Genomic DNA, 22,975 nt, shown 5'->3' on the forward strand with positions numbered 1-22,975 from the left:
GGAGCTGACCGGTACTAATAGGCCGAGGACTTGACCACAAAGCAGACTTTTCTAGTCGTTGCTCGCGTCCATTATGTGATTCTGAGACAGCAAGCAGTTGTGCTTGTGTGTTTCGGAGGGTTACGGCGGTTATGGCGGGAAGGAAACACCCGGTTACATTCCGAACCCGGAAGTTAAGCTTCTCTGCGCCGATGGTACTGCACTCGGGAGGGTGTGGGAGAGTAGGTCGCCGCCGGACAATCTTTATAGAAATGGCCCCACGCCGGTGCGTGGGGCCATTTCTTGTTTTACGGGCTAATCCGCCGCCCGCACCAGCTCGACCAGGTGTGACCTGGGCGGCCGCGTCTCTCCTACCTTGGTGTGCTGCCCCGTCCGGGTGTCCACGCGGAAGATGATTTCGTGGAACAGTTCGGCCGTCCCGCATTTCAGCAGAACCTCCCGAGAGCCGGCCCACCGGCTGACCTCGCAACTGCTCGCCCTGTCCTTCAACGGGAGCGAGAGGCGTACGTCATGGAGCGCCTTTCCGGTCCCGGTGTCGATGGTGACCAGCCGGGCCGGGCGGATGTCGGCGCCGCCCGCCGGGAAATTCCTGGAGACGACCTGGGCGGCCTGGCCCGTCCCGTCCGGGGTCAGGGTGCCCGTCGCCTCGACGGCGCGGAGGCGGGCCGGCAGCGGCCTTGTGGTGGTCCCCGAGGCGTCCATGACCGAGAACGACTTGTCGTCCTCGACCATGAGCCTCGATCCGTCGTCGTCGAGCCGGTCCAGCCAGGAGCCCCCAGGCAGTCGCCACACCGTGCGGCCGGTGGCGACGTCCACGACGAAGCTCGGAGGCTCGTCCACGCCGTCCCAGCCCGCCACGTAGTCCACGTACAGCCAGCGCCCCTTGCCCAGCAGCGCGGGCCGGTACGCGAGCCGGTCCCCGTCCACTCCGGGCGCGGCCTCCTGGACCGCACGGACGGTTCCCCCCACCAGGTCCCGGACCACGAGGCGGCCGTCGCCGGCCCGCTGGTAGGCCAGGTAGCGGCCGTCCGCGGTCAGGTCCACGTAACCCCGCTCCACCGCGTCCGTGAGCTGCCACGTCCTCCCGCCGGACGTCACCACGGACCAGTGGGCGCACTCGTCGTGCGGCCCCTCGTCCTCGGCGTTGTCGCACAGGTACGCGTAGGCAGCGGTCTCGCCAGGAGCCGGGCGGGGCCGCTGGTCCGGCGCGCGGACGGCGGTCCACAGCGGGACCAGGGCCGCGCCGGCCGCCGCCACCACGGCGGCGATCACTATGAGCTTCTTCATGGCACCCCTCCATCAGGTTGGATGCCGCCGAGGTCCTAGCGGTTTTCGAGGAGGGGCTCGATGCGATACGGGATCTGGGTGGACAGGGCGATGGTCGTGTCCGTGCGCTGAACCGCCGGGGACGCCAGGATGCTGGCGATGATCTCCTGCAGGTGTTCGGTGGTGTGCGCGACCACCCGGCACAGCAGGTCGTGCTGGCCGCTCGTGCCGTGCACCTCCAGGATCTGCGGTACGGCACGCAGCGCCTCCACCGCCTCCGACAGCCGCCCCTGGGCGATCTGCAGCCAGACGAACGCCAGGATGGGGTAGCCGGCGCCGGCCGGCGACACGGTCGGGCCGAAGTCCTCGATCACGCCTCTCGCCGTCAGCTTCTCCACCCGGGCCTGTACGGTGCCGCGCGCCACCCCCAGCAGCCGGGCCAGCTCCGTCAGGCCGACGCGGGGATGGGCGCGCATGGTCACCAGCAACCTGGCGTCGAGATCGTCCATGGCGGACCCTCCCTGAACTGTGCGACTCGAGCAGAAGATGTGAGTTTGGGGAGGCGAAATCAAGCATATCGCGCAGCAAAACTGGTCGCTATTGTCAAGAGAACGCGGAATTGCTGTCATTTGGTGCATGTTCGAGGAAGCACAGTACTTCGCCCCTGTCGCAGCCCAAGAGGACGGGTCGGTGGTGGTGGAGCTGGCCGCGTCCCATCCGGGGTTCGCGGACACGGTCTACCGGGCGCGGCGGAACGCGATCGCGGGGCTGGCCGTCAACCACCGTCGGGGGACACCCATTCCGGCGGCCGAGTACTCCGAGGAGGAGCACGAGGTCTGGGCCCTGGTCACCAGGGAGCTGGCGGTCAAGCACGCCAAGTACGCCACCGCCGAGTACCTGGACGGCGCCGCGCAGTTGGGGCTGCCGAAGGAGCGGATCCCGCAGCTCGAAGAGGTCTCGCGGTTGCTGGAGCCGCTGACCGGGTTCCGGTATCTGCCCGCCGCGGGGCTGGTGCCGCTGCGCGACTTCTACGGGGTGCTGGCCGAGGGGTTCTTCCACTCGACGCAGTACATCCGGCACCACTCCGTGCCGTTCTACACGCCGGAGCCCGACGTCGTCCACGAGGTGATCGGCCATGCCAACGCGCTGGCCGTCCCCCGGTACGCCGCCCTGTATCACCTGGCGGGGCAGGCCGCGCGGCGGGTGGAGTCCGAGGAGGCGCTGGAGTTCGTGTCGAAGGTCTTCTGGTTCACTATGGAGTTCGGGGTCATGGCGGAGGGGGGCGAGCTCAGGGCGTACGGCGCGGGGATCCTCTCGTCGTACGGGGAGATCGAGGAGTTCCGTGGCATGGACGTCAGGCCGCTGGACCTGTCCGCCATGGGGACGACGCACTACGACATCACGAAATATCAGGACGTGCTGTTCCGGGCCGAGTCCCTCCAGCACCTGGAGGATGTCGTGGGGGACTTCTGGGCCACGTGCGACGACGATTCGATCGCGAAATTGATCGCCGCGGACATCTAGCGGCCGGTCACGATTTTTCGTGATAATGCGTCAATGATCGCGGGCCGCGGCCAGGCGATACCACGAGTGGTCATCGCCCTCGCCCTGCTCACAGCTCTCTTACCGATGCCTGGCCGGGTCCGGGCACAGCCGCCCGCGCCCGCCCGGCGGGAAGCGGTCCTGGGCGTACGCGAGGCGGCCCTCGGGGCGCGGCTGGAGCGGGTCTCGGCCGAGGAGAACCTGGCGCCGATCCCGGCCGAGCGGATCGGCAAGCGGCTCGACCGCTACCTCGCGGGCCGGTCCGGGCAGGTCACCGCCATGATCAAGGACCTGACGACCGGCCGGCTCTACCGCTACCACCCGGGCGAGCGCCTGATCACCGCCAGCACGGCCAAGGTGCAGATCCTCATGGTGCTGCTGCTGCGGACCTCGTGGAAGAAGCTGCCGGCGGCCGTCCGGCACGACGCCGACATCATGATCCGCCACAGCGACAACCACGCCGCCGACCGCCTCTGGTCACGCATCGGCGGCGCGCCCGGCTTCACCAAGGCCGGCAGGAAGCTGGGCCTCAAACATACCCAGGGCGTCCCAGGCGAGTGTGTTGACCTGTATTGCTGGGGAATCACCCGAACGTCGGTGGACGACCAGATCCGCCTCATGCGGGCCCTGGTATCCGGCAAGAGCCCGCTGAAGGCCAAGGACCGCGATCAGGTGCTGAAGCTCATGGGTCACGTCGTGGCGGGCCAGAACTGGGGCATCAGCGCCGCCGCGTGCGCGGGCGACCGCGTGGCGCTGAAGAACGGCTGGCTCAAGCACGTCTCGAACAAGCTCTGGGCCACGGTCAGCGTGGGCCTGATCAGGGGCGACGGCCACGCCTACGCCGTTGCCGTACTCACCGAGGGAAGTCCCGAGGTGGGGTACGGCATAGCGACGGTCGAAGGCGTGACGAAGCGGATTATGCAGGATTTCCGGAAGTGCCCGGCGTGACCAGACGGTAGCCGACGCCCCGGACGGTCTGGATGAGCTGGTCGTCCTCGTCGCCCAGCCGGGCGCGCAGGCGTTTGACGTGCACCGCGATCGTGTTCGTCGAGGTGTTGGCCGCGGCGTGCCACACGTGGCGCATGATCTGCTCGCGGGTCACCGTGCGATCGGCGTTGCGCATCAGGTACTGCAGTAATTCGAACTCCCTCAGGGGCAGGTGGACCGCTCGGCCGCCCACCCGTACCTGATAGGCCTGCACGTCCAACTCGACCCCGCCGACGGCGAGCACCTGGCGCGCGCCGGGCGAGGCCGCCTGGATGAACGGCAGCAGCTCCGCCACCCGGTAGGGCCGGGCCACGCAGGCGGCCGCGCCGGCGGCGAGCGCGCGTACCGCCTGCTCGGCGTGGCCCTCGCCGACGCCGAGCAGGACGGGTACGGCGCGCGCCAGCCGTACCGCGCGGACGAACTCCACCGCGTCTATGACCGGCAGCGTGGCCGAGACGAGCACCACGTCAGGCTGCAGGGCTCCCGCCTGGAGAAGGCCCTGAGCCCCGTCGGGCGTGCCTGTGACGGACACGCCCTCCCGTTCGAGCGCCGTGGTGAGGTCTTCCACGACCGCGCCGTCGGGGTCGGCGATGAGCAGTACGGGCTTCGTCCGCGCGTCCCCGAACACCGTGGATGCCGCCTGCTGTTGGGTCATCAGCCGAAGCGCCCCGTGATGTAATCCTCTGTTGCCTTCTGGGACGGGTTGGTGAACATGCGGGACGTCTCGTCCATCTCGATCACCTTGCCGGGCTTGCCCTGCTCGGCGAGGTTGAAGAACGCGGTCCTGTCGCTGACCCGGGCGGCCTGCTGCATGTTGTGGGTGACGATGACGATCGTGTACTCGTCCTTGAGCTTGGCCATCAGGTCCTCGATGGCCAGCGTGGAGATCGGGTCGAGCGCCGAGCACGGCTCGTCCATCAGCAGGACCTGCGGCTTGACCGCAATGGCCCGGGCGATGCAGAGACGCTGCTGCTGACCGCCCGACAGGCCGGCGCCCGGCTTGTTCAGGCGGTCCTTGACCTCGTTCCAGAGGTTGGCACCCTTGAGCGACTCTTCCACGACCTGGTCGAGCTGCGACTTGCCGACCCGGCCGTTGAGCTTGAGCCCGGCGGCCACGTTCTCGTAGATCGACATCGTCGGGAACGGGTTGGGGCGCTGGAAGACCATGCCGATCATCCGGCGTACCGAGACGGGCTCGACGGTGGGGGCGTACAGGTCCTCGCCGTCGAGCAGGACCTTGCCATCCACCCGGGCGCCCGGGATCACTTCGTGCATGCGGTTGAGCGTGCGCAGGAACGTCGACTTGCCGCACCCGGACGGGCCGATGAACGCGGTGATCGAACGGGGTTCGATGGTCATCGACACGTCCTCGATCGCCTTGTGCGACCCGTAGTACGCGTCGAGACCCGAGACCTGGATCTGCTTGGACATTGCGGCGGTTACCCCCTATCGGCCCCTGGCGGGCGCACGCCACCAGGCGATCAGGCGCGCCACCAGGTTGAGCAGCATGACGATCAGGATGAGCGTGAGGGCGCCGGTCCACGCCCGGTCGATGGCGGTGTCGTTCGGGCGGGCCGCCTGGTCGAACACGAAGAGCGGCAGGCCCATCTGCGGTCCGGTGAACGGATCGCTGTTGATGGAGTTGGTGAAGAACACCGTCATCAGCAGCGGCGCGGTCTCGCCGGCGACGCGGGCCACGGCCAGCATGACGCCGGTCACGATGCCGGTGAGCGCCGTCGGCAGCACGACCTTCATGATCGTGCGCCACTTGGCCACACCCAGCGCGTACGAGGCCTCTCGCAGGTCGTTGGGCACCAGCCGGAGCATTTCCTCGGCCGATCTGACCACGGTCGGCATCATCAGGATCGACAGCGCGAGCGCGCCGGCCCAGCCGGAGAACTGGAAGCCCAGGACGAGGATCCAGAACGCGAAGACGAACAGACCGGATACGACCGAGGGGATGCCGGTCATGACGTCCACGAAGAAGCTGATCGACCGGCTCAGCCGGCCGCCGTTGCCGTACTCGACCAGGTAGATCGCGGTGAGCAGGCCGATGGGGACCGAGACGGCCGAGGCGAGCAGGACCTGCTCCAGCGTTCCGATGATCGCGTGGTACGCGCCGCCGCCCGCGTCACGGGCGCCGATGCCGCGCATCGAGTGGGTCAGGAACTCGAGGTCGAAGCGGGCCAGGCCGTTGGAGATGACCAGCCAGAGCACCGAGATGAGCGGCACGACGGCAAGCCCGAACGCCAGGTAGACCAGGCCCTGGACGATCTTGTCCTTGACCCGGCGGCTGGTCGAGATGTGCTGGATTGCTGTCATGCGCCGGCCCTCGAGTACTCCTTGCGGCGGTTGATGATCAGGCGCGCTCCCATGTTCACCAGCAGGGTGATGACGAACAGCACCAGACCGGAGGCGATCAGCGCCCCGCGGCCGATCTGGGTCGCCTCGCCGAAGCCGTTGGCGATGTTCGCCGCGATGCTGTTGGCGTGGGGCGTGAGGATCTCGAAAGTGATGTCGAAGGTCGCGGGGAAGATCAGCGCGACCGCGATGGTCTCACCCATGGCGCGGCCGAGGCCGAGCATGGCGGCGCTGATGACGCCCGGGCGGCCGAACGGCAGCACGGCCATCCTGATCATCTCCCAGCGGGTGGCGCCGAGCGCCAATGCCGCCTCTTCGTTCATCTTCGGCGCCTGGAGGAACACCTCACGCGAGATCGCCGCGATGATCGGCAGGATCATGATCGCCAGCACGATCGAGCCCGCGAGCATGGTCTTGCCGCCGATGGCGCCCTCTCCGGCGAACAGCGGGAACCAGCCGAAGGTCTCGTTGAGCCACTGGGACGGCTCTCGGATCAGCGGCACCAGGAACGCCAGGCCCCACAGGCCGTAGACCACACTGGGCACGGCGGCGAGGAGGTCGACCAGGTAGCCGAGCCCCGAGGCCAGGCGGCGGGGCGCGTAGTGGGAGATGAACAGCGCGACGCCGACCGCGATCGGGGTGGCGATGACGAGCGCGAGTGTCGAGCTGAGGACGGTCCCGAACGCCAGGGCGGCGATGCCGAACACCTTCTGGCCGTTGGGGTCCCAGGTCAGCTCGGTGAAGAAGGACGCCTTGTTCGCCTGCAGGGCGGGGATCGCCTCGCTGATGAGGAACACGGCGATGGCCGCCATGATCGCCAGCAGGAGGACGCCCGCCGCCGTGGAGAGGAAGCGGAAGGGGCCTTCACCATGGCTGCGCCGCGAGGCGGACCGGCTCATGGCCGGTCCGCCGTCACGGGTCTTCAGATCGTTGGCCATCGGTGGCTAGGAGATCGCCTCGACAGCGGTGCGGACCTTGGTGAGCAGGTCGCCGGCCAGCGGGGCGTAACCCAGCTCCTTCAGGGCCGCCTGACCCTCGTCACTGGCGGTGTAGGTGAGGAAGCCCTTGACCAGCTTCGTCTCCTCCGCCGACAGGCCCTTCTCGCAGGTGATCTCGTAGGTCACCAGGACGATCGGGTAGGCGCCCGGGGTCTTGGTGGCGTAGTCGATCGACAGGGCGAGGTCGTTGCCGGTGCCCTTGATCGTGGCGGTCTCGATCGTCTTCGCCGCGCTCTCGGGGGTGAGCTCGACGAACTCGTTGGCGCCGTTGGAGACCTTGGCCTTCTGCAGCGACGAGTTCTCGGCGTAGGAGAGCTCGACGTAGCTGATCGCGCCCTCGGTGTCCTTCACGGAGGAGGCGATGCCGTCGGAGCCCTTCGCGCCCTGGCCCTTGGCCTCGGCGGGCCACGCCTTGGCGGGCTCGTAGGCCCAGCCGGCGGTGGCCTTGAGGAACTTGGTGAAGTTGTCGCTGGTGCCCGACTCGTCCGAGCGGTGGAACGCCTGGATCGGGGTGGAGGGCAGCTTGGCGCTGGGGTTGTCGGCCTTGATCGCGGCGTCGTCCCACTTGGTGATCTTGCTGTCGAAGATGCCGCCGAGGGTCTTCGGCGACAGCTGCAGGCCTTCGACGCCGGGCAGGTTGTAGACCACCGCGATGGGGCCGGTCACCATCGGGATGTTGATGGCCTTGCCGGTCTTGCAGCGGGCGTCGGCCTGCGCGGGCTGGTCATCCTTCAGCGCCGAGTCGGAGCCGGCGAAGGCCACGGTGCCCTGGATGAACGCCTGCACACCCGCGCCGGAGCCGCTGGGCTGGTAGTTGAGGGTGACACCGGGGTTCGTGGCCGTGAAGTTCTTCGTCCACTCGGTGATCGCGTTGGCCTGGGCAGAGGAGCCCGCGGCGTTGATCGTACCGCTCAGACCATTGTCATTGCCCGCGGCGGGTGCACTGGCGGAAGTCGTGCTGCCAGCGGGGGCATTGTTGTCTGTGCCGCACGCAGCGAGGGAGAGCGCGCCGACAACGGCTACGGCGGCGAGCCGGCCTGCATACTTCACGGTTGGGTTTCCTCCCACTTGGTCCTTAGTCGCTAAGAAAGCTATGCACCGAAGGTGACCGCAGCCCCCTGACAAGGGTGAACGTTCGGTGAACGGGCCCGGTCGCCCCCATGATGGGAGTTATGACTTATCGCGTATGCCTGGTGTGCATGGGCAACATCTGCCGATCCCCCATGGCGGAGGTGGTGCTCCGCCAGACGCTCGCCGAGCGCGGGCTGGGCGACCGCGTCACCGTGGAGAGCGCCGGAACGGGCGGCTGGCACGCCGGGGACCCCATGGACGAGCGGGCGCTGGCCATCCTCGGACAGCACGGCTATGACGGCTCGGCGCACCGGGCCCGGCAGTTCACCAAGGACTGGTTCGACCGGTATGACCTGGTGCTGGCCATGGACCAGGACAACCTCGCCAATCTGCGGCGGATGGCGCCGGTGGGGGCGGAGGTGCGGCTGTTCCGGTCGTTCGATCCCGCGGCGGAGGAGGGCGCCGAGGTGCCCGATCCGTACTACGGGGGCCCCGAGGGGTTCGAGGAGGTGCTCGCGCTGGTCGAGTCGGCCTCCGAGGGGCTGGCCAAGCACATCGCCGATGAGATCAGCTGAAGAGCTCGGCTCGTCGCACGGCCGGCGGCTGCTGAAGGGCGTGCTGGACGACGGGCGCGAGGTGTTCGCCAAGACCGGGGCCGCCTCCGAGGTGTTCGCCTCGGAGGCGGCCGGGCTGCGGTGGCTGGGGGAGGCCACCGTGGTGCCCGAGGTCGTGGAGGTGGGGCCCGATCGGCTGGTGTTGTCCTGGGTACGGGAGGAGGCGCCCAGCGCGGCGGCGGCCGAGCGGTTCGGGCGTTCGCTGGCCCGGCTGCACCGGGCGGGGGCGGCCGGCTTCGGCGCGCCGTGGCCGGGGTTCATCGCCGACCTGCCGATGGACAACTCGCCCTGCCCGGACTGGCCAGGCTTCTATGCCTCCCGGCGGGTGCTGCCTTTCCTGCGGCAGGCGCGGCTGCCTGCTTCTGACGCGGCGCTGGTCGAGCGGGCGATGGAGAGGTTCGCCGAGGTCGCGGGGCCTGCGGAGCCGCCGGCGCGGATCCATGGGGACCTGTGGAACGGGAACGTGCTGTGGTCGGGCGGGTCGGGCGTGCTGATCGATCCGGCGGCCCATGGCGGGCATCGGGAGACCGATCTGGCCATGCTGGCGCTGTTCGGGCTGCCGTACCTCGATCGGGTGCTGGGGGCCTACCAGGAGGAGTTTCCGTTGGCGGAGGGGTGGCGGGGGCGGGTGCCGCTGCACCAGCTGCATCCGCTGCTCGTTCATGTGGTGTTGTTCGGCGGGTCCTATCGTGACGGGCTGATGAACGCGGTCCGGGCCGTGCTCGCGCTCTAGCCGTTCTTGCGCCTGCGGTAGGCGCGTTGCTGGCAGGCGCGGGAGCAGTAGACGCGGGGGCGGCCGGACGGCGCCGGCTCCAGCGGGGTGCCGCACTCGGGGCATCCTGAGCTTTCATCACGACTTTCGTCACGCTCTCGGATGAGGGCCTCGACGCCGTCGAGCTGGCGGCGCAGGCCGAACTCGAACGAGTCCTCGGGGTGGTCCCAACCGCCCTCCATCCAGAGGCGGGAAAGGGTGGGGAAACTGTTGAGGCGCTCGTAGAGGGCGTCGCGGCTGCCCCACCAGTCCTGCTCGGACACGCCGCTGCGGCGCTCCTCGCGCCGGGTCTCGACCAGGGTAAGCGCCTCGGCGTCCACGAACCGGCCCAGCATGCCCACGACGGCGATCACCTCGGAAGGGCGCAGGCCGGTGCCGGTGAGGGTGCTCAGCGTGTGCTCGTAGTAGGCGATGGCGTTGGGGCCGGGGAGGTGGCGGGTGCCGCGTACCTCGGCCACCCAGGGGTGCCGCCGGCGCAGTTGCCAGCCCTGCCTGGCCGCGGTCTCCAGTCGCACCCGCCATCCCTGCCCTGTCCCGGGCTCTTCGGGGGTGCTCGCCTGTTCGCTGTAGGCCTCGTCGACCATCAGGTCCACGAGCTGGTCGCGGCCGGGGACGTGGCGGTAGAGGGACATGGTCGTGAAGCCGAGCCGGTCGGCGACCTTGCGCATCGACAGGCCCTCCAGGCCCTCCGCGTCGGCGATCTCGATGGCGGCGCGCACGATCCTGCCCAGGCTCAGGCCGGGTCGCGGCTCGCGATCCTCCTCCCGCCAGAGCAGTTCGACTTCGGGGTCGGTTGTCATGTCGCCTCCTCCTGTTTATGGTGTCTACTACGTGTACGGCATAAACAGCAAAGGCGGTCTGTGATGTTCCACTTCCACGTCGCACCCTCCGGCGACGACTCGGGTCCCGGCTCGGCCGACCACCCGTTCGCCACCCTCGAACGCGCGCGCTCCGCGGCCCGGGAGGCGGCCGGCGGCGCCGTCGTCCACCTCCGGGGCGGGACCCACGTGCTGACGGAGCCGTTCTCGCTCGGCGAGGCCGACTCCGGGACGGTCTACCAGGCGTACGGCTACGGCGCTCCCGAGCAGGAGGAGGCGGTGGTGAGCGGCGGCCGGCCGATCACGGGCTGGCAGGTGCGGGACGGCGTCTGGACGGCGGAGGTCGGCGACCTCGACACCCGCCAGCTCTACGTGGACGGCCGCCGGGCCGAGCGCGCCTGGATCGCCGGCCTGCCCGGCGACGCTCGGGCGACCGCCACCGGTTACGTCACGGACGAGCCGCTCGGGTGGCGGAGCCCGGGGGACGTCGAGTTCGTCCACCGGGGCGTCTATCCGTGGACCGAGGCGCGCTGCGGGGTGGCGTCGGTGTCCGGGGACACGGTGGTCACGATGGCGCAGCCGGCGTTCGGGTGGGCCGCCGAGCTGTACAACTCGGTCTGGGCGGGGCAGACGTCGAGCGGTCCGGGGCTGCCGACCAGGATCGAGAACGACCCGAGCTTCCTGCGCGAGCCCGGGACCTTCGTGCTCGACCGCTCGCGGCCCGGGCGCCACGTGCTGCTCTACCTGCCCCTCCCCGACGAGGATCCCGCTCGTACGTGGGTGGTGGCGCCGGTCCTGGAGACGCTGGTGAGCGTGGCGGGGGCGCGGGACGTGGCGTTCAGGGGGCTGGTGTTCGCGGACGCGACGTGGCTGCGGCCGAGCCGCCCGGAGGGGTTCCTGCACTATCACGGGAACGGCTACTACGAGGGCGGCGGTGTCGAGACGGCGGTGCTCGGCGAGGGTGCGTCCGTGACGTATCCGACCGCGTCCGTGACGATTCCCGCGTGCGTGACGTTCGAGGACGCGGTCGGGGCGGAGGTCGAGGGCTGCCGGTTCACCCGGCTCGGGGCGACGGGGCTGGGGGTTTCCGGCGGCGCCGAGGTCGTGGTGCGGACCTGCGACTTCGACACCCTGTCGGGCGGCGGCATCGTGATGTCCGGAACGCGGAACGCCGCTGTCGAGGACAACAAGGTTCACCACATCGGGCTCGAATACAGCGGCTCACCGGGAATCGGCGTGATGGGCACGTACGGATGCGTCGTCGCCAACAACGAGGTCACGGACGTCCCGCACTGCGGCATCACCGTCGGCCCCGGGGAGGGGATCCAGGTCCTGCGCAACCTCACCGTGGACACCATGGGGACGCTGGCCGACGGGGGCGGCATCTACCTGTCCGGGGTGCAGGGTGACTCGGCTGACAACCAGGCCCTGGTCCAGGGGAACGTCATCAAGGACACGCGGACGCCGTACAACTTCGGGCTCTACACCGACTACGGCGCCTCGTGGGTGACGGTCGAGGGGAACGTCGTCATGCGGGCCGACAACACCTCCGTCCTGGAGGTCGGGCCGCCGCTGGAGAACGTGATCTACCGGGGCAACTTCTGGGACGCCGACCCCATCGGCCACGACAACCCGCCGAGCGGGGTCCGCTACGAGGACAACGTGACGATCAAGGACGGCGCCGCGCTGGACGCCGCCACCGCCGCCATCCAGTCCCGGGCGGGACTCAGGAGATGATCGAGGTGCCGTTGAGGCGGTCGATCACCTCGGTGTGCAGGATGCCGTTCGTGCAGACCAGGCTGCCGCCCTCCAGGCCCTTCACGCCGGAGACGTCGGTCCACTTGCCGCCGGCCTCCTCGACGATCACGGTGAGCGCCGCCATGTCCCACGGCGACAGCTCGGGCTCGGCCGACAGGTCCACCGATCCCTCGGCGACCATCATGTGCGACCAGAAGTCCCCGTAGGCCCGGGTGCGCCAGCAGGCTCGGCTGAGGTCGAGGAAGTTGTCGAGCTTGCCCGTCTTCTCCCATCCGCCGAAGCTGGAGTACGAGAACGACGCGTCCTCCAGGCTCGACACGGAGGACACCCGCATCCGGGACGCCTTCGTCAGGCTCTTGCCGGTCCACGCGCCGCCCTCGGTCGCCGCCCACCACCGGCGGCCCAGCGCGGGGGCCGACACCAGGCCGACGACGACCCTGCCGTACTCCATGAGCGCGATCAGGGTCGCCCAGACGGGGACGCCGCGCACGTAGTTCTTCGTGCCGTCGATGGGGTCGATGATCCAGGAACGGGCGCCCCAGCCGGTCTTCCCGAACTCCTCGCCCACCACGGCGTCGCGCGGCCTGGCGCGGCGCAGCGTGCCCCGGATGGCCTCCTCCACGGTGCGGTCGGCGTCGCTGACCGGCGTCAGATCGGGCTTGGTGTCGACCTTGAGATCGACCGCCTTGAACCGCCGCATGGTCAGGTCATCGGCGGCGTCCGCCATGACGTGGGCCAGCCGGAGATCATCGTTGTAACCCTGCACGGTCGCCCACGCTACCGTGTCCGCCATACAGAACATCAGTCACCAACACCCCTTTTCTGGTAACGGTGTCCATCTCGCGCGTGTCGCCACCACCCCGTACGGCGGAACGGCGCGGGGTGAGGCGCCCGCCGGGCTGGGGCGGGGCTGGCTGGCGGTGGGTGGTGGGGCCACGGCGCAGTGTGGGGGCGCGGCGACGGCGCGGCGACGGGGGTGCGGTGTGGCGGTGCGACGCGGTGCGGCGGCGTGCGGCAGGACGGTGGCGATGGCGCGGCGGTGTGGAGCGCGATGATGCGGTGCGGGGCGGTGGCGCACTCTTGGCGAACGGCGTGGCCGTCCCATGGCGGATAGGCAGCTACGCGCCCGGATTCGCTGGGCCGTCGCGGAGTACACCGCGCACCGTGTCGAGCCGTACACCCGGGTCGAACTCCGTCAGCCACCAGGTCGCGCCGGCGGCGGCATACGGCAGTGGGTCGACGTCGGAGGGCAGGCTGATGGCGATGTCGTACGAGGCCATCTCGCCATGTCGCAGTTCGGTGAGGGTGCCGACGACCTCGGCGAGCTGGTCCGGGTGCTCCAGATTGATCGGAAAGAAGCCGTCTAGCCGGGCGGCCCGGCGGATCGGCTTGACGTTGCCGGGGAATCCGGCGGCCCACACCGGCACACCGGGCCGCTGAACCGGCCGCGGCAGGAACGTGATGTCGTCGACGGTGTAGTGCTCGCCGCGATGGCGCACCGGCTCGCCGGACCAGGCGGCGGCCAGGATCGCCAAGGACTCGTCGAGCATCCGCCCCCGCTGCCGGTCGTCGAGCTGCTCCCCGGTCTTGGACAGCTCGCCGCCGAACCGGTCGCTTCCGAGACCGACACCGAGGGTGAGACGGCCGTCGCTCAGCTGATCCAGTGTCGCGGTCTCCCGCGCCACTTTGGCCGGCCGCCGGCGGGCGAGCGTCGACACCATCGGGCCGAGCCGCAGCCGCTCGGTCGCGGTCGCGATCGCCGCCAGCGCGATCCACGAGTCGGCGACCTGCTGGACCGGCGCCCGCCAGGACAGGTGATCCCACACGAAGCAGCCATCCCACCCGGCTTCCTCCGCTTCGGCGGCCAGGTTCGCCACCGCCCGCGGGTCGGCGAGCTCGTCGAAGAGCGGCAGCCAGAGTGCCGAGCGCAGCCGGTTCACGGGTGCTCTCCTTCGGAGACCGAAAGGATCTCTGCAATCGCGATGTCCCAGAGCTCCGGCGGCGGCATCTGGTGCCCCATGCCTTCGAGCGGGACGAGCCGTGCTTGCGGGATCTCCCGTGCCAGCGCCTCGCCGTGCCCGTATGGGAGCAGCGGGTCCGCGGTGCCGTGCAATACCAGCGTGGGCACCGCGATCTCACCGAGGCGGGCGCGGACGGGCTCGCCGCCGGCGAGCTGCCAGTGGTTCTGCGCCGACGCCGGGGACGGGCTGCGGTCCCAGACACGGCCGACGACGCGGCGCAGCCGCTCCTCCTCGACGGGGATGGCGCCCGCGAAGGTGCGCTCACCCTCGATGTAGTACGCGATGACGGCCTCGCGGTCGGACCAGTCGGGCGCCTCGTCACCGCCCTCGGCGAACCGCTTCGCCAGCTCGGCGCTCATCGGCGGCAGGTCAGGGCGATCGGGGTGGCCGGGCCCGCCCGGGCTGGTGGCGATGAGCGTCAGGGAGGCGACCCGGCCGGGGTGGTGCACCGCCAGGTGCTGGGCGATGCCGCCGCCCATGGAGACGCCGACTATGTGGACGGCCGCGATGCCGAGTTCATCGAGCAGGCCGACGGCGTCGTCGAGCAGGGCGTCGCTTCCGTACGGCGGTGCGCCGGGCGGGAAGGTCGTGGAGCGGCCGGTGTCCCGGGTGTCGTACCGGATGACGTGCCGCCCGCCGGCGGCGAGGCGCTCGCAGAACTCATCGTCCCACCAGTCCATCGACGCCTCGGCGCCGCCGATGAGCAGCAGGGCGGGTGCGGCAGGGTCGCCGAATGTCTGAGCGCAGAGCTCTACGCCGTTGATTTTGAGGAGTTGCTCGGGGCGATCTTGATGACCGTTCATGTCCGGCACGCTAAGCCTCGCGGACCCATCGCGAAAAGCCATGATTTTCGATTGAATCAATCGCTTGCAGCGATATATGCGCTGTCGCTGAGCCCTTCCACGCGGCGAGAGTCGCGCACTCCCGCGACTCGTCCGATGTCACATCTGGCCGGCCAGCTCAGTGGCGGCTTCGACGGCGATGTCGATGGCTCGGGCCGCGAGGGGCGACTGGGTGCGTCCGGCCGGCCAGTACAGGTACCACGTGCAGGCGGGCGACGGTCGCAGTCGATGGATGCTGAGCCGGTCGTCGGACCAGACATCGGATCCCTGGAGGGCGAGCCAGGGCAACACCGCTGAGCCCAGGCCCACCCGCACCATCGACACGACGGTGTCGTGACCGGCCGTTCGGAACACGATCCGCGGCCGGGCGCCCGCGCCGGCGAGCTCCCGTTCCAGCCATCTTTGGTGGACGTTGGGCGGCCAGGCGACCATGGGAGCGTCGTCGAGCAGCTTCACCGGTACCGGACCATCGGGGAACGCACCTGCGCCGGCCACCAGGAGGTACGGCTCGTCGAGCAGCTCGACGTGCTCGACGTCGCCGTCGATCCGATCGTAGTGGAACAGCAGGTCAAGATCTCCGATCCTCGGATCCTCCGGTCCCACCTCCGACAGCCGGATGTCGCAGCCGGGGTGCTCGCTCAGCAGCCGGCGCACGACGGCCGGCAGGATCAGCTTGGTCGCGCCCTGGAAGGTGCCGATGTCGATCCGGCCGTTGCCCGCCTTGAAGCGATCGACGGCGTCGGCCAGCGCCTCCGACTTCGTGAGCAGATCGCGCCCGTGGGCCAGGACCACCTCGCCAAGAGGAGTGGTCCGTACCGGCCTGGGACCTCCGGGCCGGTCGAAGACGGCGCCACCGACGGCCTTCTCCAGCGCGGCGATCTGCTGGCTCACCGACGACTGGGTGTAGCCGAGGCGAACCGCCGCTCGGCCGAACGTTCCCTCCTCGGCGATAGCGGCCATCGTCCTCAGGTGGCGCAGCTCAACGTCAGCCATAACGTCAGACTATCGTGAATCGCGATTGATTTGATCGAAAGTAATCGCTTTTCTTGATGTCCTAGGTGATCTTAGTGTCATCGGCATGACGACCTACGACACGCCCGCTCCGACCGCGATACCGCTCGGCCGCCGACTGTCCCGCCTGCGATCGGACCTGCCCAGCCTGGTCTGGTCCCTGGCGGCGACTCATTTCGTGAGCCGCGCCGGCGGAGTCGCGCAGTCGTTCCTCGTGCTCTATCTGACGCAGGAGCAAGGGCTGACGCCGACGACCGCCGGCGCGGTGGTGGCGGCGACGGGAGCCGGAGGCATCGGATCCCAGGTGCTCGGCGGCTGGCTGGGCGACCGGATCGGACGACGCCACACCATGCTGGTGGGGTTCCTGGGAACCGCCGTGACGCTTGTCGCGCTCGGCTCGGCCGACACGGTGCCGGTGATCTGGGCGGCGGCACTCGGTGTCGGGCTGATGGCGGACCTGTTCCGCCCGGTTGGGTCGGCTGTGGTGGCGGACCTCCATCCGAGCCAGCGGGTCCGGGCCTTCGGGTTGCTGTTCTGGGCGGCCAACCTCGGCTTCTCCATCGCCACGATCGCCGCGGGGGTCCTGGCCCGGTATGGGTATGGACTCTTGTTCTGGATCAATGCCACGGCCTTGATCATCGCGGCGCTGATCGTCTGGCGCCGGATTCCCGAGACCCGGCCGGCGACACCGAATCAGCCCCGCCGAGCGCTGCTGCCGGTGCTCCTGCGCGACCGGCTGATGATCGTCATGGTGTTGGTCTACGTCGCCTATTTCACCCTGTTCCTGCAGACCTTCGCGACGCTACCGCTCGTCATGACGGCAGACGGTCACGGCCCCGCGACCTACGGCGCCGTGCTGGCTCTGAACGGGATCGTCATCGTGGTAGGCCAACCACTGGCGGTACGGCTGCTTGCCGGTCGCGACCCCAGCTCGGTGCTGGCCGTGTCCATGCTCCTGGCCGGTGCCGGCGTCGGCTTGGGCGCCCTCGTAGAGAGTGGTGTCGGCTACGCGGGATCGGTCCTGGTTTGGACCCTCGGCCAGATCGGCATCGCCGTGATGTTCGGCGCCACCTTCGCCGACCTCGCACCGGCGGACCTGCGCGGCAGGTACATGGGCATCGCCTCCGCCACCTGGAGCGTCGGTGCCGTGTTCGGCCCGCTGGCCGGCACCGTACTGCTCGACCATGCCGGACGAACGGCTCTGGCAGCGGCGTGCGCGATCACCGGGATCGCTCTCTTCGCCGCCCAGCAGGCGCTCGGCCCGGCGCTCCGCCGCCGAAGCGGAGGCTGACCCACGCCCGTCTGTCCGCTGTGGAAGTCTCGGTTTTCGGTAGGGGTACCACCCTCGCTCCAGCTCAGGAAGAGCAGCCCTCTGCGGCTCTGCCCTCGTCTCTACGCGCTGCTGGACGACAAGGTCGCCGACGCCGTGACCAAGCGATCCACTGATGACGAACCGCTCAGGGCCATCGCACCCTCTCGCGCCTTCAGCACACAGAGATGGGTTCGTTGGATTGTCCGCGATTGCTACCGGGCCCTCTCTCGGCGAACGGCGGGGCCGGCGACGATGGCAACGCAGCCCTTCGACCGCCGACCGCGGTGCACTGCGTCACCCCCAGGGCGCTTCGCTTGGCGGTCGGGCGCGAGCCGTGCGAGTGGCGGTCAGGCAACGTCTCAGGGAGCGCCGTGGCCGGCGCACAAGGGGGCGTCGGCGGGTGCGTCGCGTTGTGCGCCGCTGCACGGCGTTTCACCGGCCGGGGTGCTCGGTGGTGGGTGCGGGGTGGCGGGACGGCGGCGGCGCCTTCGGGAGCGCCGTGGCCGGTGTGCAGAGGGCGTCTGCGGCGTCGGCGGGCGGGTCCTGGTCGGTGCGCGGAGGTCCGTGTGGCGTCGCCGGGCGCGTCTGCGCGCGTTAGGGAGTGTCGTCGAGTGTGCCTTCGCGGCTGGAGAGGAGGCGGCGGAGGGATTTGAGGCGGGTGGGGTCGGCGTTGCCGGCGGCGACCCAGGCGTCCAGGGCGCACTCCGGGCCCAGGTGCGTGCAGCCCTTCGGGCAGTCGACCGTGCCCTCCACCAGGTCCGGGAACGCGGCCAGGACCGTTTCCATGGACACGTGGGCCAGGCCGAAGCTGCGTACGCCCGGGGTGTCGATGATCCAGCCGCTCTCCGGCAGCTCCAGCGCCACGGCCGAGGTGGAGGTGTGGCGGCCGCGGCCCGTTACGGCGTTGACCTGGGAGACGGCGCGGTTGGCGTCCGGGACCAGGGCGTTGACCAGGGTGGACTTGCCGACGCCCGAGTGGCCGACCAGGACGCTGACGCGGCCCTTCAGGTGGTCGCGGAGCTCCTCCAGGGAGCCGCCCTTGTGCACGACGACGTGCGGGACGCCCAGCGGCTCGTAGAGGGCCACCAGCTCGTCGGGCGGGGCGAGGTCGGACTTGGTGAGGCAGAGCAGGGTGTCGATCTCGGCGTCGAACGCGGCCACCAGGATGCGGTCGATCATGCGGGGCCGGGGCGGCGGGTCGGCCAGGGCGGTGACGATGACGAGCTGGTCGGCGTTGGCCACGACAGGCCGCTCGATGCCGTCGGTGTCTTCGGTGTCGTCGGCCGAGCGGCGCAGCATCGACGTGCGGGGCTCCACGCGGACGACCCTGGCCAGCGTGTCGGGGCGGCCCGAGACGTCGCCGACGAGGGCCACCCGGTCACCCACCACGATGCCCTTGCGGCCCAGCTCGCGGGCCTTCATGGCCACCACCAGGCGCCGCTGCGGCTGCTGCTTGCGTTTCTGCGCGGACCCCTTCGGGCGTTCGGGCTCGACCAGCGTCGTGTAGCGGCCGCGGTCCACGGCCACCACGAAGCCTTGGACGGCGTCCTCGTGCGCAGGACGGATCCGGGTCCGCGGCCTGGAGCCCTTGCCCGGCCTGACCCGTACGTCGTCCTCGTCGTACTCCCGCTTCTTCAGCGGTCTGCTCCCATGTCCTCGCTCGCTTTCGCTCGATGACCTGCGCGGTCGCCCCCGGTCAGGCCGGAGACGCGTCGTCGGCCGGCCGGTGCTGATGGGGGATCTGACGCCGCCGCGGGCAGGCCGGGGTGGCGTCGTGTCGGTGGATCATTTCCTCGCCGTACAGGCGGCGGACCCTCACGGACCGCCCTTTTCCGACGTGCCCGGCGTTTCCGGTGCGAAACCCGCGCCCGAGGGCAGGTACCGCCGGGTCACCGGGCCTCCAACATGCCGGCCCACATCCGGACGAACTCCGGCAGGGTCTTGGCGGTCGTCGCGATGTTCTCCACCTCCACGCCGGGCACCCTGAGGCCGATCACGGCTCCGGCCGTGGCCATGCGGTGGTCGTCGTAGCTGTGGAAGGTGCCGCCGTGCAGCGGGCGGGGGCGGATGATCAGGCCGTCGGCGGTCTCCTCGGCGTCGCCGCCCAGCCGGTTGATCTCGGTGGCGAGCGCGGCCAGCCGGTCGGTCTCGTGGCCGCGCAGGTGGGCGATGCCCCGGATGCGGCTCGGCGTGGTCGCGAGCGCGGCGAGGGCGGCGATCGTGGGCGTCAGCTCGCCCACCTCGTGGAGGTCGGCGTCGATGCCGGTGATCTCGCCCGTGGGCCGCCCCGTGACCACCAGGTCGGCTCCGTCGGGGGAGCGGGTCACGGTGGCGCCCATCGCGGTGAGGAGGCCGCGCAGGGCGTCGCCGGGCTGCGTGGTGCGCTCCGGCCAGGTGGGGATCGTCACGGTGCCGCCCGTGACCAGGGCGGCGGCCAGGAACGGGGCCGCGTTGGACAGGTCGGGCTCCACCGTCATGTCTCTGGCCGCGATCGGGCCGGGCTCGACGCGCCACACGTCGGACTCGCTGTCGTCGACCGTGACGTCCACCGCCCTGAGCATCTCCACGGTCATCTCGATGTGCGGCTGCGAGGGCACCGGCGGGCCGACGTGGCGGATCGTGATGCCCTTCTCGAACCGCGCCGCCGTCAGCAGCAGCCCCGACACGAACTGCGACGAGCCCGACGCGTCCAGCGTGACCTCGCCGCCCGCCAGCGGCCCGCTGATCGTGAACGGCAGCGCGTCGTTGTCGATCCTGGCGCCCAGCGAGCGTAGGGCGTCGAGGATGGGACCCATCGGGCGCTTGCGGGCGTGCGGGTCGCCGTCGAAGGCGACCGGGCCGTCGGCCAGGGCGGCCACCGGTGGGACGAACCGCATGACCGTGCCGGCCAGGCCCGCGTCGATGCTCGCGCCGCCCCGGATCGGGCCCGGCGTCACGTGCCAGTCGACCCCCGCGGCGCTCTCGCCGGCGGGCTCCAGCGTGGCGCCCAGGGCCCGCAGGGCCGACGCCATCAGGTCCGCGTCGCGGCTGCGCAGCGCCCGGCGCACGACGCCGGGGCCGTCGGCGAGCGCGGCCAGGACGAGCGCGCGGTTGGTCACCGACTTGGAGCCGGGCAGCGGGACGGTGGCGGTGACCGGAGAGGTCGCCGTGGGCGCGGGCCAGTGCGGCGTGGGCGTGGTCGGAGCGGGCATGGTCAAAGAGTACTGGGAGTGGTAGGGCGAGGGTCACAGCCTGTGGATGGCGGCGAGCGTGCCGTCGCGCCTGTGGACAACGTCGGTCATCAGGTGTGCCGGCGGGGGTGGGCTTCCTGTTTCCATAGACGCCCCGAGGCGGGCAGGCGAGCGAAAGCCGTACCGTACGTGGCAGTGTGGGGTTATGTGCGGTAGATACGCGTCGGCGCGCAAGAAACACGAGTTGCTCGAGGAGTTCGAGGTCGAACAGGACGGCGACCCCGACACGGAACTCGGGGCCGACTACAACGTCGCGCCGACCAAGAACGTCTACGCCGTGCTGAGCCGGGTGCCCAAGGAGGCCCAGCGGGCGGTGCGGCAGCTCAGGGTCGTGAAGTGGGGCCTGGTGCCCACCTGGGCGAAGGATCCGTCGATCGGGTCACGGCTGATCAACGCCAGGATCGAGACGGTGGCCGAGAAGCCGTCGTTCCGCCAGGCGTTCGCCAAGCGCAGGTGCCTGCTTCCGGCCGACGGCTATTTCGAGTGGATGCCGGTCGAAGGCGAGAAGAAAAAGAAACAGCCGTACTTCATCCATCCCGAGGACGGCGGGGTGTTGGCGATGGCGGGCCTGTACGAGTTCTGGAAAGACCCGTCCCGGGCCGATGACGATCCCCTCAAATGGCTGGTGACCTGCACCGTCATCACCACGGACGCCGAGGACGAGCTCGGCCGCATCCACGACAGGATGCCCATGATGATCGAGCGCGAACGCTGGGCCGAGTGGCTCGACCCCAAGGTCACCGACGTCGGGCAGGCCACGCGGCTGCTGGTGCCCGCCGAGCAGGGGCGGCTCACGGCGTATCCGGTCTCCACGGACGTCAACAACGTCAGAAACAATGGCCCGGACCTCATCAAACCTCTACCGGAAGAGGAGGAAACCGCACTTTTCTAAAGGTGTAAGAAGCACGGTAAGTGGGCATCCGGTGAGGAAAGCGATGCATCCGTTTACTCGGTGTCACCGCCATAAATGCCCCTAATTGCACCGGGCGGGACAACCGGGGAGTCCTAGCCGCGGGTTGCCGTGATTCACCCGGAGGTGCGGATTCGTGGACGTCACGACCGCTCGTGAGCGGCTGGAAGACATGCTCGCGGAACTGGACCGATCGATCGGGGTCCTCCAGGGCGACCCCGTCGCCGTGCGCGAGCACTCGGCGGCCGACGCGGGTTCTGACCTGACCGACGCCGATCGGGCCCAGGCCATGCTGACCGTGGCCACATCTCAGCGGCGCGCCGTGGTCGAGGCCATCAAGCGCCTGGAACAAGGCGTGTACGGCCGGTGCCTCGACTGCGCCAAGCCGGTGCCGGAAGGGCGGCTGGAGGCCCGTCCGGAGGCCGCGCGGTGCGTGCAGTGCCAGGGCAAGCGGGAGCGGCGCCGCTGAGCGAGCCGGGATGCCGCCGGACACGAAGAACGGCGGCACACCTCTCTACAGCCAGGCGGAGTCAGCTTTTGCGGCAGCTGGCGACCAGATGGATGCCGACCGTGTCGTCGTCGTCCGGATGGGCCTCCAGCTCCGTACGGACCAGGTAGTTGAGCGCGCGTGCGTCGGCCCCGAGCACGTGATCGACCGTGGACGGGGACAGCACCGTGCGCGGCCGCATCCACTCCACCTCGAGCCCGGCGCCCATCAGCAGCTCGCGCAGCTGCCCGCTGCTGAAGCACCGCGTGATGCTGCCGTCCGGCCACGGCACGAGCATGACCTCGCCGGTCTGCCGCAGGTGCTGCCACTGCTCCTGCTCGGCCAGGATCGCCATGCCCAGCACCAGCGAGTCGACGCACACCAGCGCCCGCCCGCCGGGCCGCAGAACCCTGGCCACGTCGCTCATCGCCGACTCGGCCATCAGCTCGATCGACATCACGCGTTCTTCCGCGAGCACGGCGTCCACGCTCGCGTCCGGCAGGAACGCCAGATCGTCGGCGCGTACGTGCCGGACCCGGTCGGCGTCCCGCAGGCCGGACCGCCCGTCGACGGTGCGGCGGAAGTCGAGCACCTCGATCACCTTGTGCCCTGCCCTGGCCACCTGGCCGGACCAACGCCCGCGGCCGCCGGAGAGATCGAGGACGACGGAGGGTTGGCCGGGGAGCCAGCGGTTGAGTTGTTCGGCGGCGACGGCGCGGTAGAAGGTCCAGTACGGCCCAAGCGTCCCTGAGCCGTTCAGTTCCTCGGCCGGAATGGGCAGCACACGCGACTCCTGAGTTCCGGGTAAAGGGCTACCAGCCGGTACGTATGGACGTTCCCCGCACCGGGTCCTTCGTACCTTCTATCTTGCGGGAACAGACAAGTGCGCGGGCGTGTTGCGACGAGCATGCTCACTATGGCAAGACCCCTCCCCACTGACCGGCAAGGCACCGGCCAGCGGGTATCCTCCCCTGA

At 69.9% G+C, this 22,975-nt stretch carries 23 protein-coding genes and 1 rRNA gene; 9 read left to right on the forward strand and 15 right to left on the reverse strand.

All coding sequences use genetic code 11. The features are described from left to right. Positions 1-121 precede the first annotated feature (121 nt). Positions 122-238: ribosomal RNA gene (gene rrf, locus AB0L65_RS45585) — 5S ribosomal RNA — on the forward strand. Positions 239-294: 56 nt separating this feature from the next. Here rrf and AB0L65_RS45590 read toward each other — a convergent pair. Next, positions 295-1,287: a hypothetical protein gene (locus AB0L65_RS45590; RefSeq protein ID WP_364259687.1), complete on the reverse strand. Its 993-nt coding sequence runs from the start codon at positions 1,285-1,287 to the stop codon at positions 295-297. 35 nt (positions 1,288-1,322) lie between these two features. Then, positions 1,323-1,775 (reverse strand): Lrp/AsnC family transcriptional regulator, encoded by a 453-nt coding sequence (locus AB0L65_RS45595; RefSeq protein ID WP_363976692.1) that lies wholly within the window; start codon positions 1,773-1,775, stop codon positions 1,323-1,325. Between the two features lie 127 nt (positions 1,776-1,902). On the opposite strand from AB0L65_RS45595, the gene AB0L65_RS45600 reads away from it, so the two are divergent. Next, positions 1,903-2,790 (forward strand): phenylalanine 4-monooxygenase, encoded by an 888-nt coding sequence (locus tag AB0L65_RS45600; protein WP_364259690.1) that lies wholly within the window; start codon positions 1,903-1,905, stop codon positions 2,788-2,790. Positions 2,791-2,823: 33 nt separating this feature from the next. Further along, positions 2,824-3,756 carry a serine hydrolase gene (locus AB0L65_RS45605; RefSeq protein ID WP_364259693.1) on the forward strand — a complete coding sequence of 311 codons (933 nt, stop codon included), beginning with the start codon at positions 2,824-2,826 and terminating at the stop codon, positions 3,754-3,756. Here the strand turns inward: AB0L65_RS45605 and AB0L65_RS45610 are convergent. From AB0L65_RS45610 to pstS, 5 genes are read right to left on the reverse strand one after another with little or no spacing between them, the layout of a single operon-like run. Beyond that, positions 3,725-4,450 carry a response regulator transcription factor gene (locus AB0L65_RS45610; protein ID WP_364259696.1) on the reverse strand — a complete coding sequence of 242 codons (726 nt, stop codon included), beginning with the start codon at positions 4,448-4,450 and terminating at the stop codon, positions 3,725-3,727. The genes AB0L65_RS45605 and AB0L65_RS45610 overlap by 32 nt on opposite strands. After that, the gene (gene pstB, locus AB0L65_RS45615) at positions 4,450-5,226 is read right to left on the reverse strand and encodes a phosphate ABC transporter ATP-binding protein PstB (RefSeq protein WP_364259699.1); all 777 of its coding nucleotides are present in this window, start codon (positions 5,224-5,226) and stop codon (positions 4,450-4,452) included. The genes AB0L65_RS45610 and pstB overlap by 1 nt, the downstream gene beginning before the upstream one ends. A gap of 15 nt (positions 5,227-5,241) precedes the next feature. Beyond that, on the reverse strand, positions 5,242-6,117 hold the full coding sequence (gene pstA / locus AB0L65_RS45620; protein ID WP_364259702.1) for a phosphate ABC transporter permease PstA: 876 nt from the start codon (positions 6,115-6,117) through the stop codon (positions 5,242-5,244). Next, positions 6,114-7,094, reverse strand: coding sequence for a phosphate ABC transporter permease subunit PstC (gene pstC, locus AB0L65_RS45625; protein ID WP_350729249.1), 981 nt, complete (start codon positions 7,092-7,094; stop codon positions 6,114-6,116). The genes pstA and pstC overlap by 4 nt, the downstream gene beginning before the upstream one ends. 6 nt (positions 7,095-7,100) lie before the next feature. After that, positions 7,101-8,204 (reverse strand): phosphate ABC transporter substrate-binding protein PstS, encoded by a 1,104-nt coding sequence (gene pstS / locus AB0L65_RS45630; RefSeq protein WP_350729250.1) that lies wholly within the window; start codon positions 8,202-8,204, stop codon positions 7,101-7,103. A 122-nt stretch (positions 8,205-8,326) separates the two neighbouring features. Between pstS and AB0L65_RS45635 the strand changes: the two genes are divergently transcribed. Next, positions 8,327-8,800 carry a low molecular weight protein-tyrosine-phosphatase gene (locus tag AB0L65_RS45635; protein WP_364259705.1) on the forward strand — a complete coding sequence of 158 codons (474 nt, stop codon included), beginning with the start codon at positions 8,327-8,329 and terminating at the stop codon, positions 8,798-8,800. Further along, positions 8,787-9,572, forward strand: coding sequence for a fructosamine kinase family protein (locus AB0L65_RS45640; RefSeq protein WP_364259708.1), 786 nt, complete (start codon positions 8,787-8,789; stop codon positions 9,570-9,572). The genes AB0L65_RS45635 and AB0L65_RS45640 overlap by 14 nt, the downstream gene beginning before the upstream one ends. On the opposite strand, the gene AB0L65_RS45645 is transcribed toward AB0L65_RS45640, so the two are convergent. Then, positions 9,569-10,411 carry a TetR/AcrR family transcriptional regulator gene (locus AB0L65_RS45645; RefSeq protein WP_364259711.1) on the reverse strand — a complete coding sequence of 281 codons (843 nt, stop codon included), beginning with the start codon at positions 10,409-10,411 and terminating at the stop codon, positions 9,569-9,571. The genes AB0L65_RS45640 and AB0L65_RS45645 overlap by 4 nt on opposite strands. A 63-nt stretch (positions 10,412-10,474) precedes the next feature. Here AB0L65_RS45645 and AB0L65_RS45650 point away from each other — a divergent pair, with 63 nt between their 5' ends. Next, entirely contained in the window at positions 10,475-12,166 is a 1,692-nt protein-coding gene (locus AB0L65_RS45650) for a right-handed parallel beta-helix repeat-containing protein (RefSeq protein ID WP_364259714.1), read from the forward strand. Here AB0L65_RS45650 and hisN read toward each other — a convergent pair. The 4 genes from hisN to AB0L65_RS45670 form a co-directional block, all read right to left on the reverse strand. After that, entirely contained in the window at positions 12,156-12,953 is a 798-nt protein-coding gene (hisN, locus tag AB0L65_RS45655) for a histidinol-phosphatase (RefSeq protein WP_364260045.1), read from the reverse strand. The two genes, AB0L65_RS45650 and hisN, sit on opposite strands and share 11 nt — an antisense overlap. A 352-nt stretch (positions 12,954-13,305) precedes the next feature. Beyond that, complete coding sequence (locus AB0L65_RS45660) at positions 13,306-14,127, reverse strand: LLM class flavin-dependent oxidoreductase (RefSeq protein ID WP_364259717.1); 822 nt, start codon at positions 14,125-14,127, stop codon at positions 13,306-13,308. After that, positions 14,124-15,011: an alpha/beta hydrolase gene (locus tag AB0L65_RS45665; RefSeq protein WP_364259720.1), complete on the reverse strand. Its 888-nt coding sequence runs from the start codon at positions 15,009-15,011 to the stop codon at positions 14,124-14,126. Before AB0L65_RS45665 ends, AB0L65_RS45660 begins: the two co-directional genes overlap by 4 nt. A 138-nt stretch (positions 15,012-15,149) precedes the next feature. Continuing rightward, positions 15,150-16,043, reverse strand: a complete 894-nt coding sequence (locus AB0L65_RS45670; RefSeq protein WP_364259723.1) for a LysR family transcriptional regulator — start codon at positions 16,041-16,043, stop codon at positions 15,150-15,152. Between the two features lie 85 nt (positions 16,044-16,128). On the opposite strand from AB0L65_RS45670, the gene AB0L65_RS45675 reads away from it, so the two are divergent. After that, entirely contained in the window at positions 16,129-17,352 is a 1,224-nt protein-coding gene (locus tag AB0L65_RS45675) for an MFS transporter (RefSeq protein ID WP_364259726.1), read from the forward strand. 615 nt (positions 17,353-17,967) lie between these two features. Here the strand turns inward: AB0L65_RS45675 and rsgA are convergent. Both rsgA and aroA read right to left on the reverse strand, forming a co-directional pair. Then, on the reverse strand, positions 17,968-19,011 hold the full coding sequence (rsgA, locus tag AB0L65_RS45680) for a ribosome small subunit-dependent GTPase A (RefSeq protein ID WP_364260048.1): 1,044 nt from the start codon (positions 19,009-19,011) through the stop codon (positions 17,968-17,970). 251 nt (positions 19,012-19,262) lie between these two features. Next, positions 19,263-20,564 carry a 3-phosphoshikimate 1-carboxyvinyltransferase gene (aroA, locus tag AB0L65_RS45685; protein ID WP_364259728.1) on the reverse strand — a complete coding sequence of 434 codons (1,302 nt, stop codon included), beginning with the start codon at positions 20,562-20,564 and terminating at the stop codon, positions 19,263-19,265. Positions 20,565-20,748: 184 nt separating this feature from the next. Between aroA and AB0L65_RS45690 the strand changes: the two genes are divergently transcribed. Together AB0L65_RS45690 and AB0L65_RS45695 are read left to right on the forward strand one after the other, a co-directional pair. After that, on the forward strand, positions 20,749-21,495 hold the full coding sequence (locus AB0L65_RS45690) for an SOS response-associated peptidase (protein ID WP_364259731.1): 747 nt from the start codon (positions 20,749-20,751) through the stop codon (positions 21,493-21,495). 154 nt (positions 21,496-21,649) lie between these two features. Beyond that, positions 21,650-21,982 carry a TraR/DksA C4-type zinc finger protein gene (locus AB0L65_RS45695; RefSeq protein ID WP_350729262.1) on the forward strand — a complete coding sequence of 111 codons (333 nt, stop codon included), beginning with the start codon at positions 21,650-21,652 and terminating at the stop codon, positions 21,980-21,982. 61 nt (positions 21,983-22,043) lie between these two features. On the opposite strand, the gene AB0L65_RS45700 is transcribed toward AB0L65_RS45695, so the two are convergent. Next, positions 22,044-22,784 carry a methyltransferase domain-containing protein gene (locus AB0L65_RS45700; protein ID WP_357750681.1) on the reverse strand — a complete coding sequence of 247 codons (741 nt, stop codon included), beginning with the start codon at positions 22,782-22,784 and terminating at the stop codon, positions 22,044-22,046. Positions 22,785-22,975 lie beyond the last annotated feature (191 nt).

The sequence above is a fragment of the Nonomuraea sp. NPDC052116 genome, assembly GCF_040680035.1.
Lineage (GTDB): Bacteria > Actinomycetota > Actinomycetes > Streptosporangiales > Streptosporangiaceae > Nonomuraea > Nonomuraea angiospora_A.

What these genes read in the sequence shown, in the direction of transcription:
- AB0L65_RS45650 (WP_364259714.1), top strand. Translation starts at nt 10,475, where the DNA reads ATGTTCCACTTCCACGTCGCACCCTCCGGCGACGACTCGGGTCCCGGC.
- pstA (WP_364259702.1), bottom strand. Translation starts at nt 6,117, where the DNA reads ATGACAGCAATCCAGCACATCTCGACCAGCCGCCGGGTCAAGGACAAG.
- AB0L65_RS45590 (WP_364259687.1), bottom strand. Translation starts at nt 1,287, where the DNA reads ATGAAGAAGCTCATAGTGATCGCCGCCGTGGTGGCGGCGGCCGGCGCG.
- AB0L65_RS45645 (WP_364259711.1), bottom strand. Translation starts at nt 10,411, where the DNA reads ATGACAACCGACCCCGAAGTCGAACTGCTCTGGCGGGAGGAGGATCGC.
- AB0L65_RS45675 (WP_364259726.1), top strand. Translation starts at nt 16,129, where the DNA reads ATGACGACCTACGACACGCCCGCTCCGACCGCGATACCGCTCGGCCGC.
- AB0L65_RS45605 (WP_364259693.1), top strand. Translation starts at nt 2,824, where the DNA reads ATGATCGCGGGCCGCGGCCAGGCGATACCACGAGTGGTCATCGCCCTC.
- AB0L65_RS45610 (WP_364259696.1), bottom strand. Translation starts at nt 4,450, where the DNA reads ATGACCCAACAGCAGGCGGCATCCACGGTGTTCGGGGACGCGCGGACG.
- AB0L65_RS45595 (WP_363976692.1), bottom strand. Translation starts at nt 1,775, where the DNA reads ATGGACGATCTCGACGCCAGGTTGCTGGTGACCATGCGCGCCCATCCC.
- AB0L65_RS45640 (WP_364259708.1), top strand. Translation starts at nt 8,787, where the DNA reads ATGAGATCAGCTGAAGAGCTCGGCTCGTCGCACGGCCGGCGGCTGCTG.
- AB0L65_RS45635 (WP_364259705.1), top strand. Translation starts at nt 8,327, where the DNA reads ATGACTTATCGCGTATGCCTGGTGTGCATGGGCAACATCTGCCGATCC.
- pstC (WP_350729249.1), bottom strand. Translation starts at nt 7,094, where the DNA reads ATGGCCAACGATCTGAAGACCCGTGACGGCGGACCGGCCATGAGCCGG.
- AB0L65_RS45600 (WP_364259690.1), top strand. Translation starts at nt 1,903, where the DNA reads ATGTTCGAGGAAGCACAGTACTTCGCCCCTGTCGCAGCCCAAGAGGAC.
- AB0L65_RS45670 (WP_364259723.1), bottom strand. Translation starts at nt 16,043, where the DNA reads ATGGCTGACGTTGAGCTGCGCCACCTGAGGACGATGGCCGCTATCGCC.
- pstB (WP_364259699.1), bottom strand. Translation starts at nt 5,226, where the DNA reads ATGTCCAAGCAGATCCAGGTCTCGGGTCTCGACGCGTACTACGGGTCG.
- AB0L65_RS45690 (WP_364259731.1), top strand. Translation starts at nt 20,749, where the DNA reads ATGTGCGGTAGATACGCGTCGGCGCGCAAGAAACACGAGTTGCTCGAG.
- aroA (WP_364259728.1), bottom strand. Translation starts at nt 20,564, where the DNA reads ATGCCCGCTCCGACCACGCCCACGCCGCACTGGCCCGCGCCCACGGCG.
- AB0L65_RS45665 (WP_364259720.1), bottom strand. Translation starts at nt 15,011, where the DNA reads ATGAACGGTCATCAAGATCGCCCCGAGCAACTCCTCAAAATCAACGGC.